Origin of the sequence: Streptomyces lavendofoliae (assembly GCF_014649735.1) — a bacterium.
GTDB lineage: Bacteria > Actinomycetota > Actinomycetes > Streptomycetales > Streptomycetaceae > Streptomyces > Streptomyces lavendofoliae.
On sequence record NZ_BMTP01000003.1, the window covers coordinates 239,529 to 253,332 of the forward strand.

Consider the following 13,804-nt stretch of genomic DNA (forward strand, 5'->3'; position numbering starts at 1 on the left):
GTGGGCCTACGGCGTGACCGCGAAGGAGGCCAGGATCGCCGCCGCCAGCTCCTCGTCGCCCTCCACCTTGACCCGGTCGGCGACGGCCGCCGGCCGCACCCGCCCACAGGCGAGGCGCACATACGTCTCCCAGTCCGTCGCGATCGTCACCGCCGGGCCCAGCGACGGCGCCCCGTCGACCGTCCCCCGGCCCGCGGCGTCCACCCGGACCGTCCGCAGGAACTCCACCGGACCGTGGATGTCGAAGACGACGGCCGTGTTCGGCGGCGCGCCCGCGTCCTTGGCGACCACCTTCGGCAGGACGGCAAGGAAGTTGTCCCGGGCGACGTACGCGCCGGGCGAGTCGAGGTTGCCCGGCACCCCGAGCGCCGTGCGCAGGTCCTGCTCGTGGCACCAGACGTCGAAGGCCCGCATCCGGTAGGCCAGTTCGAGGGACTGCTCGGCACCCAGGGGGGCGCGGATCAGCGTGTCGGGGGAGCGGTTCTCGTTGCGCAGCCGGCGGGCGCGGCGGATGAGCGTGTACTCCAGCTCGGCGGTCATCTCCGGCCCGGTGTGGTGCCGGCGCACATCGACCTGCATCTCCATGTAGCGCGCGAAGTCACTGCGTACGTGGTAGAGATCGCGCGGCAGCGAGTGGATCGGGCGCGGGTCGCCGAGCATCTCGCACTCCATGCCGATGATGTGCGAGACGATGTCGCGCACCGACCAGCCGGGACACGGCGTGGCTCGATTCCACTCCCCCTCGACGAGGGGCTGCACCAGCTCGGATATCGCTTCGATCGAGTGGGTCCAGGCGTCGGCGTAGGGCTGGAGGCTGGGATGGACGGTCACGGGACCCCTCGGGCGGTTCGTACGCGGGCTGGATGCTGCGGCAGCTGCCGGGGGTCCGGGGGTGGCCCCCGGGAAGAAACAGTACGCTGCGGGCAGGCACCCCGGCAGTGCTTTCGTGTGACGATCGTAGGCCCGTGTTGACGGCTCGAATGCCAGGACGGTGGTAGTGTGCGCGCCTCGCTGATCCAGATCGCAGTAGATCCGGCCGAATCGCCCAATTCCCGTAGGGCCCGGGTCGCTTCGCTCGTGGCTGAACAGCGTGGGGTGGCCGACCTGGTGGTCCTTCCCGAACTGTGGCCGGTGGGCGCCTTCGCCTACGAGTCGTTCGAGGCCGAGGCCGAGCCGCTGGACGGGCCGACGCACCGGGCGATGGCGAAGGCCGCCGCCGAGGCGTCCGTCTGGCTGCACGCCGGCTCCGTCGTGGAACGCGCGCCCGACGGCGCCCTCTACAACACCGCGCTGGTCTTCTCCCCCTCCGGCGAGCTCGCCGCCACCTACCGCAAGATGCACCGCTTCGGCTTCGACGCGGGCGAGGCCGTGATGATGGCGGCCGGCGACGCCCTCGTCACCGTCCCGGTCCCGGACCTGCCGCTGGGCGTCGCCACCTGCTACGACCTGCGCTTCCCGGAGATGTTCCGCGGCCTGGTCGACGCGGGGGCGCTCGCGTTCGTCGTCTCGGCCGGCTGGCCCGCCCGCCGCCGCGAGCACTGGACCCTGCTGGCCCGCGCCCGCGCGGTGGAGAACCAGGCGTACGTCCTCGCCTGCGGGACCGGCGGCACCCACGCGGGCGTGCCCCAGGCCGGCCACAGCCTCGTCGTCGACCCCTGGGGAGAGGTCCTGGCGGAGGCGGGCGACGGCGAGGAGACCCTCACGGTGGACCTCGACCCGGCGCTCGTGGCCACCACCCGCGACCGTTTCCCCGCCCTGAAGGACCGCCTCCTGGGCCTCGCCCCACCGCGCCGCTGACGCACCGCCGGCCTGGCGCGCCGCTGACCCGCCGGGGCACGCCGGGGCACGCCGGCCGGCCCCGCGGCTGCGGGGCGCCGTACGGCGGGGGCTCAGTCCTTCTCCGCCATCCGGATGACGCACACCGCCACCGCGATCAGCAGTGCCGTGTCCGCCGCGTCCTCCCGGACGACGTCGACGGCGTACGTGTCACGGACCCGCAGCCACTTGCGGGAGACGCGGGCCAGCAGTTCCCCGTCCCGCTCGACGGCGAACTCGCGGTCCAGGATCCGCCCGCTCACGTCCAGCGGCGGGCCCTCCGCCAGGGTCACCTGGTAGTGGTTGCGCAGCAGCGACAGCCGCTTGCGGCTGACCGTGGCGAGCGTCCGCCCGTCCCGCTCGACGGTCATCGCCCCGCGCAGGCTCAACACCTTCGCCCGCAGGGTGACCAGCACCCGCCCCGCCGGATCCTTCAGTTCCAGCGTGTCGCGCAGCCGCAGGGCCTTGCCGTCGACGAGGAACGCCTGCCGGCCGTTCTCGTCCTCGATCCAGTAGTCGTCGCCGATGGCGAAGATCTTGTCGCGTACCAGGTATCTCATGACACATGCGTACCCGGCCGCAGGCGTGTGAGCCGGTGTTCGTACCCGGATGGCAAGCTTGAACCATGAACGATGCCGTCCCGGCGCCCACCCCCGCGCCCGCCCCCCGCCGTGCCCGTGTCCGTGCCCCCGAGCTGATCGGCAAGGGCGGCTGGCTCAACACCGGAGGCAACGAGCTCACCCTCGCCGACCTGCGAGGGCGAGTGTTCATCCTCGACTTCTGGATTTCCTGAACCAATGTGAGCACTTCTCGCTAGCGTGGGGACGTGCACCAACACACCTCTGCTGACCTGTACTTGCGCCTGTCCCTGGACCGGGAGGGCAAGACCGCGATCGACCGCCAGGAAGCCGACTGCCGGGCATGGGCGGAGCGCAACGGACTGACCGTCCGCAAGGTCCACATCGACCGTGGACGTTCCGGTTACAAGAACGTCAGCCGCAAGGGGTTCGATGCGGCGATCACAGCAGCCACGGCCGGCGTCGTGGGCGTTCTGATCGTCTGGAAGCTCGACCGCCTGTCCCGCAAGGGCATCGGCGAGGTCGGCAAGGCGCTGGACGACATAGGCCGGGTCGGCGGACGGCTGGTCTCCGTCATGGACGGCCTCGACACGAAGAACGACAGCGCCCGGGTCACCATCGCGATGCTGGCGGAACTGGCGCGCAACGAGTCCCGCAACCTTGGGATGCGCGTCGGCAACGCCAAGCGGTACCTACGCCAGCGGGGCCAGTGGATCGGCGGACAGCCGCCTTACGGGCTGCTGGTGGACCCGGAGGCGAAGAAGCTCGTCCACGACCCCGAGACCGCCGTCTACGCCCGCCTGATCGCCGACGAGGCGCTGTCCGGGAAGGCCCTCGTCCACATCGCCCGGCTGCTGAACGAGCACGGGGTGGAGTCCGCCCGTGGAGGCGAGTGGAACTCGTCCAGCGTCATGCAACTCCTTCGCTCACCGGCCTTGGCCGGTCTCATGCCGCAGACCGAGTACGAGGAGCAGCCGGACGGGACACGCAAGTACATGAACCGGGTCTCTCCTTACCGAGACCCGGAGACGCTCGAAACCGTGAGCATTGGCGAGGGGATCATCACGGTCGGGGAGCGCGAACTCATCCTCCGCCAGCTTGAAGCGCGTACGTTCCGTCTGGCGGGGAAGCGGCACGGCCACAAGCAAGGGAAATCATTGCTCACCGGCATAGCGCGTTGTGGGCTCTGTGGGGCCCGGATGAGTAAGGCTGGCACGTCGTACCAGTGCTCCAGCCACCGCATGGGGCGAGGATGCTCCGGCGTCTCGGCTCGGGTGGAGAGCATCGACGACTACGTGACCCGGGCGTTCCTCTCACGCCTGCCTTCCCTGGAGCCTCAGGACCCGCTGCTCGCCGTGATCGCCGATCGCTGGGTACAGATGGAGGACCCGGAGGTTTTCGCGAAGCGGGACGCGATCGAGGGGGAGATCGCGGACGAGGGGGCCCGTCTGGCGGACCTGGAGGAGGCCAGGTACGTCCGTGGCGAGTTCACCGGCGCAGACGCGATCGACCGGTACAACCGGCTCGCAGGACGACTTCGTACCCGGATCGATGGGCTGCGCGCGGACCTACTGCGGATGCCGACCCCTTCCGTGGACATCTCTCCTCTCCTGGATGAGGGCCTGCTACGTGAAGCTTGGGAAGCCGACGATGCGGCCGGAAGACGTGAACGCCTTGGCCTCGCAATCGATCGAGTGGAAGTCCGGCGAGGCAGGGTGGGCGTGAGGTTCGATGGCGACGAGCGCTGCCGGATCGTCTGGGCGACGAGAGACGGTGCTGGGGAGGAGTCAGCGGGTGACGAAGTGACGGAATGATGGTCGAAGCCCATTACCTCCTTAAGAGATGTTCTGAGTCTCTATGGATTGAATAGAACTAAACGTCATTCCGTCACTTCGTCACTGGGGCAGCCCGAGGGTCGGCGCGAAGTTGCGCTGTGGTCACCATCCCGACCCCGGCTCCAGCTCGGAACGCGCACGCTGGGTGTGACGCCGTTTTTCGGGCCCATTTTGGCTCACCGAACTCGCCGACATAACCGTCTACGGAGTGAAGGCCCGCGCGCTGATCGCGAGCGCCATGCGGACACTCAGGTGAAAGCCGTGCAACCTCGTGCAAGCTCCGGGAGTTGCAGCTCCGGCGTTCCTAGCGTGGTCGCTACACGGACGACACGAGGAGCGGCACCGTGAAGCCGATCACGTATGCGCAACCCCCGGTAGAGCTGCCGCTGCGAACAGACTCCGAGCCCGTACCGGCGGCCGGCTGCGGGGTCTGTGCCGCCCTGGCTACACAGCGCCGGGAAGCCCGCCTCCGGGGCGACCACTCCAGGGCCAGCGATTGCAACGTGGCGCTTCGGATCCACCCGCACCCCGAGGGAGCCGCATGACTGTGAGAGCCGTGCTCCGGTACGTCAGCTACGTCATGCACCGCCACCCCTCAGCGGAGACGACGGCCAGGGCGCGATGCCTGAACCCGGATTGTCAGTGGACAGCAGCGCCGACCGGGAGCGCGGACGTGTGCACCGACATGTGCATACAGCACACTGGTCGGACAGGTCACATGACCTTCCTCCGGAAGTTGTCGGAGGTCGCGGTGGTCGAGCGTGCCCAATGAGCGTGTCAATCGCCGACTTGGTGTTCCACGCGGTGGCGGATGTAATCGTCCGGGTGGGACCGCGCCATCGCCACCGCCGCTTCCACCAGGGCGTGCAGCTCCGGGGGGTAGGACGACTTCCGGAGCGACAGGCCCGGCAGGATGCAGCGTCGGACGTCCAGGTGCTCGTTGCTCACGAACTCGCGCAAAGCAGCTTCATTCCACTCGGCCACCACGGCCGAGTCGTCATCGGACTCAGCCTGACCGGTAAATCCCGGGCTCTTGGCCCGTACGAGGGGCATCCGTAGGGGTAGGGCTGACCAGTACCAGGCCCGCGCGGCGCCCGCTCGCTCAAGGTCCGTGCCGGTCCGCAGGTACCCGAGCAGCGCGGATTGGACGCGGCTGTGTCCAAAAGCGTTAAGGGCAGGCTCGATGAAACCACGGTTGAAACTCGGGTTGGGATCGTGGACGGCCGCTTTGACGAGTGCGTCGAATGCTGCCTCGGACAGGTCCATGCCTTGGCGGCAAGCCTCACGCAGCGCCGCCCGAGCGCGGTGCTCCCAGGTCAGGGGTCCACCTGGCTGAGGCTCGGGAGCGACGGCAAGCCCGAGGATCTGGACGACCTCCTCCAAACACGTGGCGAATGGCTCCTGCTTGTCCTCGGTGCGGTCCGGCAGCGCCATGAAGCTCTGTTCCGTCCGCGCCGTCTCACCGGCAGTCGCCTCGTTCCCGTCCACAGCCATTCGTCGCTCCCCCCGCCCTACGCGTGTGATCCGACGTTCATACCAGGATGGCAAGCTTGAAGCATGAACGATGCTGCCCCGGCGCCCACCCCCGCGCCCCGCCGTGCCCGTGTCCGTGCCCCCGAGCTGATCGGCAAGGGTGGCTGGATCAACACCGGCGGGAAGGACCTGAAGCTCGCCGACTTCCGAGGTCGCACATTGATCTTGGATTTTTGGACGTTCTGCTGCATCAACTGCCTGCACGTCCTGGACGAGCTGCGCGAGCTCGAGGAGAAGCACCGGGACACCGTCGTGATCATCGGCGTCCACTCGCCGAAGTTCGTCCACGAGGCCGAGCACCAGGCCGTCGTCGACGCCGTCGAGCGGTACGAGGTGCACCACCCCGTCCTCGACGACCCCGAGCTGGCCACCTGGAAGCAGTACGCCGTACGGGCGTGGCCGACGCTCGTCGTGATCGACCCCGAGGGGTACGTCGTCGCGCAGCACGCCGGGGAGGGGCACGCCAAGGCCATCGGGACCCTCGTCGAGGAGCTGGAGGCCGAGCACGAGGCGAAGGGCACCCTGCGGCGCGGGGACGGGCCGTACGTGCCGCCGGAGCCCGTGGCGACGCACCTGCGGTTCCCCGGCAAGGCGCTCCTCCTGGACGGCGGCAACCTGCTGGTGACCGACACCACCCGGCACCAGGTGGTGGAGCTGGGTCCCGACGGCGAGACCGTCGTGCGGCGGTACGGGAGCGGTGAGCGCGGCCTCGCCGACGGCAAGGCGGAGGAGGCGCGGTTCAACGAGCCCCAGGGGTTGTGCGTCCTGCCCGACGGGCGGGTCGTGGTGGCCGACACCGTCAACCACGCCCTGCGGTCCCTGGACCTCGCAACCGGTGAGGTCCGGACGCTCGCCGGGACGGGGGCGCAGTGGTGGCAGGGTTCCCCCACCGCCGGCCCCGCCCGGGAGGTCGCCCTGTCGTCGCCGTGGGACGTCGCCTGGTGGCGGGGCGAGGTGTGGATCGCCATGGCGGGCGTCCACCAGCTGTGGGCGTACGACCTGGAGAAGGGCACCGTGCGGGTGGCCGCCGGGACGACGAACGAGGGGCTCGTCGACGGTCCGGCCGACGAGGCGTGGTTCGCCCAGCCCTCGGGGCTCGCCGCCACCGAGGAACGCCTGTGGGTCGCCGACTCCGAGACCAGCGCCCTGCGGTGGGTGGACCCGGAGGGCGCCGTCCACACCGCCGTGGGCACCGGGCTGTTCGACTTCGGCCACCGGGACGGCGAGGCCGGTCAGGCGCTGCTCCAGCACCCGCTGGGCGTCACGGCCCTGCCGGACGGGTCGGTCGCCGTGGCGGACACGTACAACCACGCCCTGCGCCGCTACGACCCGGCGGCCGGTGAGGTGACCACCCTCGCCACCGACCTGCGCGAGCCGAGCGACGCGGTGCTCGTCGGTGACGACATCGTGGTCGTCGAGTCGGCGCGCCACCGGCTGACGCGGCTGCGGCTGCCCGAGGAGGCCGTCCAGGTGGCCGCCGTGGCTCACCGGACGCGGCGGGAGGCGACCGCGATCGCCCCCGGCACGCTGCGGCTGGACGTCGTCTTCCGGGCGCCGACCGGCCAGAAGCTGGACGAGCGGTACGGGCCCTCCACCCGGCTGCTGGTCTCGTCGACGCCGCCGGAGCTGCTCGCCTCGGGCGAGGGCACCGGCACGGACCTGTCGCGTGAGCTGACGCTGAACCCGGACGTCACGGAGGGCGTGCTGCACGTGTCCGCGATGGCCGCGTCCTGCGACGACGACCCGGCCAACGAGTACCCCGCCTGCCACGTCCACCAGCAGGACTGGGGCGTGCCGGTGAAGGTCACCGAGTCGGGGGTGTCCCGTCTGCCGCTGATCCTCGCGGGGATGGACACCGAGTGACCCCGTGCGGGCGTACGCGGTCGCCCCGGAGAGCGGCCCGCCTCATGGGCGGTGCCGGTGCTCCGGGGGGCAGTAAGCGGTCCGCGCGCCGGTCATCGCGGCGCCTGCCCGTCACCGGGGGTGCGGCGGCGGTCCCGGCGGGGGCGTCGACAACGTCCCTCGCCGGGGCCCGTCGCCGTACGCGGCCCGTCCGGTCGTCCGGGCGGAAGCGATCGCCCGGTGCCGGGCACCGCCGTCCGCACGTGGTCCGCCGGTGACCGTGACCGGCTCAGTAGCGCCGTTCGTCCGCGGGGTCGATCACCGTCGGGGCCACCGGCGGAACGACCGCCCGGCGGCGCCTGGCGATGCTGGTGAACGTCGCGACACCGATGATGCCGACCGCCATCAGGATCAGCCCCACCAGGTCCAGATTGACGCCCTGTGCCTCCCAGTCGGTCGCGAAGGTGAGGATCGCCCCGACCGCTATGAGAATGATGCAGCCACCCAGGCCCATGATTCCCGCCTCCTCGTCTGCGTAGGTGTTGCGGGTACCCCGAGCCGCAACACCTACGCGGGGCGGGCTAGTTCAGAAATGCCACCAGGGCGTTGGCCAGCAGGAAAGGGTCGTCGGCGGCGCACAGTTCGCGGGCGCTGTGCATCGAGAGGATCGCCACGCCGATGTCGACGGTCCGGATTCCGTGGCGGGCGGCGGTGATCGGGCCGATGGTGGTGCCGCAGGGCATGTCGTTGTTGGACACGAACGTCTGCCACGGCACCCCCGCCTTCTCGCACGCCGCCGCGAAGACGGCGCGGCCGCTGCCGTCCGTCGCGTACCGCTGGTTGACGTTCACCTTGAGGATGGGACCGCCGCCCGCGCGCGGGTGGTGCGTGGGGTCGTGGCGCTCGGCGTAGTTGGGGTGCACCGCGTGGCCGGTGTCCGAGGACAGGCAGACCGTGCCGGCGAAGGCGCGCGCCCGGTCCTCGTAGCCGCCCCCGCGCGCGTAGACGGACCGTTCCAGCACCCCGCCGAGGAGGGGGCCCTGGGCGCCGGTGTCGGACTCGGAGCCGTTCTCCTCGTGGTCGAAGGCGGCGAGCACGGGGATGAACTCCGGTTCCCCGGCGGCCGGTACGGCGGCGAGGGCGGCCACGCCCGCGTGCACCGACAGCAGGTTGTCCATGCGCGGTCCGGCCAGCAGCTCCCGGTCGCGCCCGAGGTAGGCGGGCGCCTCCAGGGCGTGGACCATCAGGTCCCAGCCGGCCACGTCCCGGGCGTTCACCCCCGCCTCCTCGGCGACGAACCGGATGAGGTCGCCCTCGCGGACGTCGTCGCCGAGGCCCCAGATCGGCTGCATGTGCCGCTGGCGGTCCAGCTTGAGGCCCTCGTTGGCCTGCCGGTCCAGGTGGATGGCGAGCTGCGGGACGCGCAGCAGCGGCCGGTCCACGCTCACCAGCCGGTGGCCGCCGTCCCGCAGGGTCAGCCGTCCGGACAGGCCCAGGTCGCGGTCGAGCCAGGTGTTGAGCAGGGTTCCGCCGTACGTCTCGACGGCGACCTGCCGCCAGCCGTGCGCGCCCATGTCGGGCTGCGGTTTGACGCGGAGGTTGGGCGAGTCGGTGTGGGCGCCGACGATCCTGAACGGCGTGTGGGGCGCCGCGCCTTCCGGTACGTACCAGGCGATGATCGCGCCGCCCCGGATGACGTACTTGCCGCCGCTCGTACCGTCCCAGGCGGCTGTCTCGTCGAGCTTCCGGAAGCCGGCCTTCTCCAGCCGTTCACCGGCGGTGGCCACGGCGTGGTACGGCGTGGGGGAGTCCGCCAGGAAGGTCATGAGGTCGTCGGTGTGGCCGCGGTCGAAGCGGGGGGGTGAGCTGCTCATGGCCCTCACTTTACGGGCGGGTCAGTTGAGAGCGACCGTCGCGAACGGCCCATTGTCAGTGGCGGCTGCGACTATCGGAAGACGTAGCGGGACAGCAGTCCGCTGACTCGCCGGTCGCGACCGGAGGTGCACTGGTGACCACGATGACCACGCCCGTCTCGCCCGTCTGTGCCGCATGCGAAACACCCGGGGCCGAGTGGAGCGTCCCGCTGGGAATGCCGTTGTGCGCGGCGTGCACGACCGCGGCGACCGGCGCCCCGGACCGGGACCCGGTGCGCCTGGGGGACATCCTGCCGGTGACGGCCGCGTCGCTGCGGGCGTCGATACCCGCGCCGCGCCCGCCGCGTACCGGCTCGTCGACGACCTGCCGGTTCTGCGGGGCGCAGGCGCGCTGGCACCGGACGGTGCACGGCCGCTGGGTGGCGATGGAGCCGGGTGAGCGTCCGGTCGCGGGCGTTCCGCGCGGCGAGCGGTGGTACGTGGCGGGGGACGGCACGGCGGTGCAGCTGCGCGGGGCGGTGCCCTCGGGCACGTGCCGGGTGAGCCACTTCTCGGTGTGCGCCGCCCGGTGACGGCCGACGGCCCGCCCCCGGGGACTGCGGGGGCGGGCCGTCATGGACCGGGTGGCGCGGACCGGGCCGGTGCGGCCCGGTCGCGCTCCGGGACTAGAACGCGGCTTCGTCCAGCTCCATGAGGGAGTTGTCGACGCCCTCGGCTATGGCGCGCTCGGTGGAGACGCCCGGCAGGACGGTGGCGGCGAAGAACTTCGCGGCCTCGATCTTGCCCCGGTAGAAGGCCGTGTCCTTGGAAGAGGCCGTCTCCAGCTTCTCGGCCGCGACGGCGGCACCGCGCAGCAGGAGGTAGCCGACGACCACGTCACCGGACGCCATCAGGAGGCGGGTGGTGTTGAGGCCGACCTTGTAGATGTTCTTGACGTCCTCGCCGGTGGCGGTGAGGTCGGTCAGCATCGTGCCGACGATCGCCTCCAGGTCCACGGCCGCCTTGGCGAGGGCGTCGCGGGCCGGGGCCAGCTCCTCGCCGCCGGTGCCGACCGCCAGGAACTTCTTGATCTCCTCGGCGAGCGCGTTCAGGGAGGCGCCCTGGTCGCGGACGATCTTGCGGAAGAAGTAGTCCTGGCCCTGGATCGCCGTCGTGCCCTCGTAGAGGGTGTCGATCTTGGCGTCCCGGATGTACTGCTCGACCGGGTACTCCTGGAGGTAGCCGGAGCCACCGAAGGTCTGGAGGGACTGGGCGAGCTGCTCGTAGGACTTCTCGGAGCCGTAGCCCTTCACGATCGGCAGGAGCAGGTCGTTGAGTCCGATGAGCGCCTTGGCGTCCTCGCCGGCCGCTTCCTTGACCTGGATCTCGTCCTGGATCGCGGCGGTGTACATGACCAGGGCGCGCATGCCCTCGGCGTACGCCTTCTGCGTCATCAGCGAGCGGCGGACGTCCGGGTGGTGCGTGATGGTGACCTTGGGCGCGGTCTTGTCCATGAAGTTCGCCAGGTCGGGGCCCTGCACGCGCTCCTTGGCGTACTCCAGCGCGTTGAGGTAGCCGGTCGACAGGGTGGCGATCGCCTTCGTGCCGACCATCATCCGGGCGAACTCGATGATGCGGAACATCTGGCGGATGCCGTCGTGCTTGTCGCCGATCAGCCAGCCCTTGGCGGGGTGCTTGTCGCCGAAGGTCATTTCGCACGTGTTGGACGCCTTCAGGCCCATCTTGTGCTCGACGTTCGTCGCGTACACGCCGTTGCGCTCGCCCAGCTCGCCGGTCTCCCAGTCGAAGTGGAACTTCGGCACGAGGAAGAGGGACAGGCCCTTGGTGCCGGGGCCGTGGCCCTCGGGGCGGGCGAGGACGTAGTGGAGGATGTTCTCCGACATGTCGTGCTCACCGGACGTGATGAAGCGCTTCACGCCCTCGATGTGCCACGAGCCGTCGTCCTGCTGCACGGCCTTGGTGCGGCCGGCGCCCACGTCCGAGCCGGCGTCCGGCTCGGTGAGGACCATCGTCGAGCCCCACTGCTTCTCGACGGCGATGCGGGCGATCTGCTTCTGGACGTCGTTGCCCTCCTCGAAGAGGACGCCGGCGAAGGCCGGGCCCGAGGAGTACATCCAGACGGCCGGGTTCGAGCCGAGGATCAGCTCCGCGTACGCCCAGATGAGCGAGCGGGGCGAGGTGGTGCCGCCGATCTCCTCCGGCAGGCCGAGGCGCCAGTACTCGGAGTCCATGAAGGCCTTGTAGGACTTCTTGAAGGACTCGGGGATCGGCGCGGTGTTCGTCTCCGGGTCGAAGACCGGCGGGTTCCGGTCGGCGTCCGCGAAGGACTCGGCGAAGTCGTTCTCGGCGAGACGGCGCATCTCGTCCAGGACGCTCTTGGCGGTCTCGACGTCCATCTCCTCGAACGGACCGGTGCCGTAGACCTTGTCGCGCCCGAGGACCTCGAAGAGGTTGAACTCGATGTCGCGGAGATTCGACTTGTAGTGCCCCATGGCGACGGCTCCGTAAGGCTCGGGGAGGCGGAATCCTCTTACACGTACCAGCAAGTAGCTACGATGATGCTACCCGTCGGTAATAAGAGCAACCCCTATGGGGCAATCTGTGACGCGTCACGCGCCGGGCGATCTCCGGGGGTGATCTCCCGGGCGATCCCCCCGGGGGAACCACGGAGCCCCTCGTACTCAGTACGCTTACCGGCATGTACGGCTACGACCAGAACCCGGGTGCCCAGCAGCAGTACGCCCAGCCCCAGCAGGGGTACGCGCAGCAGCCGCCGCTGTACCCCGAGCCGTCGCCGCCCTCGCTCGCCGACGCCGTGCGGGCCTTCACCACCGGGTCGCTGTCGGCCGAGGACTTCCAGCAGATCTTCGCGACCTCGAAGGTCTACTGCCCGCGCGGCGACAACCCCGGCTTCCTCGCGCTGCACAACACCCAGCAGCCCGTCATCCCCATGTTCACCTCGCTCAAGGAGCTGCGCCGGTACGCGGGCAAGGAGTCCAAGTACTTCGTGATCACCGGCGCCGAGGTGATCGACCTGCTGCCCACCGGGTACGGCTTCGTCCTCGACATGGAGGGCGACCACCGGATGGTGTTCGACGCCAAGGCCGTGGAGCAGATGGTCGACTTCGCCATGCGGCGGATGTACGGCTGAGGGGCGACCCGGAGCGGTCGCGGGCCCGGGTCCGGGCTCCTCGGAGTGTGGCGGCGGGTCGGCGCGGACGGCGCCGGCCCGCCGCCTTCGTCGCGCGGGGGTGCGTGCCGAGCGGGCGCCCGGGGCGGGCCGCGCCGTGGCGCCCGGGTTGCGTGCCCGGCCGTGCCCGGGGCGGGCCGCCGTGCCGTCGGTGGCCGTGCCTGGTCCGGGCGGGTCGATGTCGCGCCGGTCGTCCCAGGCCGGTGCCTCGGCGGGGAATGGTGGGGCGACAGGGGGCGTTCCCCTGGCAGGAAGTTCAGGTTTCAACTAAAGTGGGATCACGCCGCCCCCGAGGAGGACCCGCCATGCCTGCCGTAACCGTCGAGAACCCGCTCACCCTGCCGCGCGTCGACGCGCCCTCGGGCGCCGTACCCCGCCCGGTGCTGGCGGTCCACGTACCTGATCGACGGCACCTTCGTCCACCAGGACAGCAACGGCGGCGGCGGCACCATCCGCAACGGTGACACCCAGTGGATGACCGCCGGGTCCGGGCTGCTCCACATCGAGGCGCCGCCGGAGCACCTCGTCATGTCCGGCGGCCTCTTCCACGGGCTCCAGCTGTGGGTGAACCTGCCCGCGAAGGACAAGATGATGGACCCCCGCTACCAGGACATCCGCGGCGGCCAGGTCCAGCTCCTCACCTCCCCCGACGGCGGCGCCCTGCTGCGCGTCATCGCCGGGGAGCTCGACGGGCACGAGGGGCCGGGCATCACCCACACCCCGATCACCATGATCCACGCGACCCTGCGCCCCGGCGCCGAGGTCACGCTCCCGTGGCGGCAGGACTTCAACGGCCTCGCGTACGTCCTCGCCGGTCGCGGTTCCGTCGGCACCGAGCGCCGGCCCGTCCACCTCGGCCAGACGGCCGTCTTCGGCGACGGCGGCTCGCTCACCGTGCGCGCCGACGACAAGCAGGACGGCCACACCCCGGACCTGGAGGTCATCCTCCTCGGAGGCAGGCCCATCCGGGAGCCCATGGCGCACTACGGGCCGTTCGTCATGAACAGCGAGGCCGAGCTGAAGCAGGCCTTCGAGGACTTCCAGGCCGGCCGGCTCGGCCGCGTCCCGGCCGTCCACGGCATGCAGGACGGCCAGGGCCCGGACATCACGCCGGGCGCCTGACGGCCCCGGCGGCCG

13 protein-coding genes and 1 pseudogene are annotated in these 13,804 nt (G+C 70.7%); 8 read left to right on the plus strand and 6 right to left on the minus strand.

Annotated elements, in window-relative coordinates:
- Positions 1 to 6 precede the first annotated feature (6 nt).
- Positions 7 to 831, minus strand: a complete 825-nt coding sequence (locus IE109_RS06730) for a maleylpyruvate isomerase family mycothiol-dependent enzyme (RefSeq protein ID WP_189549818.1) — start codon at positions 829 to 831, stop codon at positions 7 to 9.
- A 168-nt stretch (positions 832 to 999) separates the two neighbouring features.
- Here IE109_RS06730 and IE109_RS06735 point away from each other — a divergent pair, with 168 nt between their 5' ends.
- Complete coding sequence (locus IE109_RS06735) at positions 1,000 to 1,797, plus strand: carbon-nitrogen family hydrolase (RefSeq protein WP_189549819.1); 798 nt, start codon at positions 1,000 to 1,002, stop codon at positions 1,795 to 1,797.
- A gap of 92 nt (positions 1,798 to 1,889) precedes the next feature.
- Here IE109_RS06735 and IE109_RS06740 read toward each other — a convergent pair whose 3' ends face one another.
- The gene (locus tag IE109_RS06740) at positions 1,890 to 2,375 is read right to left on the minus strand and encodes an LURP-one-related/scramblase family protein (protein ID WP_189549820.1); all 486 of its coding nucleotides are present in this window, start codon (positions 2,373 to 2,375) and stop codon (positions 1,890 to 1,892) included.
- A gap of 65 nt (positions 2,376 to 2,440) precedes the next feature.
- Here IE109_RS06740 and IE109_RS06745 point away from each other — a divergent pair, with 65 nt between their 5' ends.
- From IE109_RS06745 to IE109_RS34195, 3 genes are all read left to right on the plus strand, one after another.
- Entirely contained in the window at positions 2,441 to 2,608 is a 168-nt protein-coding gene (locus tag IE109_RS06745; protein WP_189550148.1) for a thioredoxin domain-containing protein, read from the plus strand.
- A 33-nt stretch (positions 2,609 to 2,641) separates the two neighbouring features.
- On the plus strand, positions 2,642 to 4,207 hold the full coding sequence (locus IE109_RS06750) for a recombinase family protein (RefSeq protein ID WP_189549821.1): 1,566 nt from the start codon (positions 2,642 to 2,644) through the stop codon (positions 4,205 to 4,207).
- A gap of 562 nt (positions 4,208 to 4,769) precedes the next feature.
- A complete protein-coding gene (locus IE109_RS34195; RefSeq protein WP_444545554.1) occupies positions 4,770 to 5,000 on the plus strand; it encodes a DUF7848 domain-containing protein in 231 nt (76 codons plus the stop codon).
- Positions 5,001 to 5,005: 5 nt separating this feature from the next.
- Here the strand turns inward: IE109_RS34195 and IE109_RS06755 are convergent, their stop codons facing one another.
- Positions 5,006 to 5,722 carry a hypothetical protein gene (locus tag IE109_RS06755; protein WP_229890644.1) on the minus strand — a complete coding sequence of 239 codons (717 nt, stop codon included), beginning with the start codon at positions 5,720 to 5,722 and terminating at the stop codon, positions 5,006 to 5,008.
- 63 nt (positions 5,723 to 5,785) lie between these two features.
- Here IE109_RS06755 and IE109_RS06760 point away from each other — a divergent pair, with 63 nt between their 5' ends.
- Complete coding sequence (locus IE109_RS06760) at positions 5,786 to 7,624, plus strand: NHL domain-containing thioredoxin family protein (protein WP_189549822.1); 1,839 nt, start codon at positions 5,786 to 5,788, stop codon at positions 7,622 to 7,624.
- 268 nt (positions 7,625 to 7,892) lie between these two features.
- On the opposite strand, the gene IE109_RS06765 is transcribed toward IE109_RS06760, so the two are convergent.
- Both IE109_RS06765 and IE109_RS06770 read right to left on the minus strand, forming a co-directional pair.
- A complete protein-coding gene (locus IE109_RS06765) occupies positions 7,893 to 8,117 on the minus strand; it encodes a DUF6458 family protein (RefSeq protein ID WP_189549823.1) in 225 nt (74 codons plus the stop codon).
- Positions 8,118 to 8,184: 67 nt separating this feature from the next.
- Positions 8,185 to 9,477, minus strand: coding sequence for a M18 family aminopeptidase (locus IE109_RS06770; protein WP_189549824.1), 1,293 nt, complete (start codon positions 9,475 to 9,477; stop codon positions 8,185 to 8,187).
- 143 nt (positions 9,478 to 9,620) lie between these two features.
- On the opposite strand from IE109_RS06770, the gene IE109_RS06775 reads away from it, so the two are divergent.
- Positions 9,621 to 10,049 (plus strand): DUF6083 domain-containing protein, encoded by a 429-nt coding sequence (locus tag IE109_RS06775; RefSeq protein ID WP_229890754.1) that lies wholly within the window; start codon positions 9,621 to 9,623, stop codon positions 10,047 to 10,049.
- A 93-nt stretch (positions 10,050 to 10,142) separates the two neighbouring features.
- Here IE109_RS06775 and IE109_RS06780 read toward each other — a convergent pair whose 3' ends face one another.
- Complete coding sequence (locus IE109_RS06780) at positions 10,143 to 11,969, minus strand: acyl-CoA dehydrogenase (protein ID WP_189549825.1); 1,827 nt, start codon at positions 11,967 to 11,969, stop codon at positions 10,143 to 10,145.
- Positions 11,970 to 12,175: 206 nt separating this feature from the next.
- Here IE109_RS06780 and IE109_RS06785 point away from each other — a divergent pair, with 206 nt between their 5' ends.
- Both IE109_RS06785 and IE109_RS06790 read left to right on the plus strand, forming a co-directional pair.
- Complete coding sequence (locus tag IE109_RS06785; protein WP_189549826.1) at positions 12,176 to 12,628, plus strand: SseB family protein; 453 nt, start codon at positions 12,176 to 12,178, stop codon at positions 12,626 to 12,628.
- 344 nt (positions 12,629 to 12,972) lie between these two features.
- Positions 12,973 to 13,789: pseudogene (locus tag IE109_RS06790) on the plus strand (pirin family protein).
- Positions 13,790 to 13,804 lie beyond the last annotated feature (15 nt).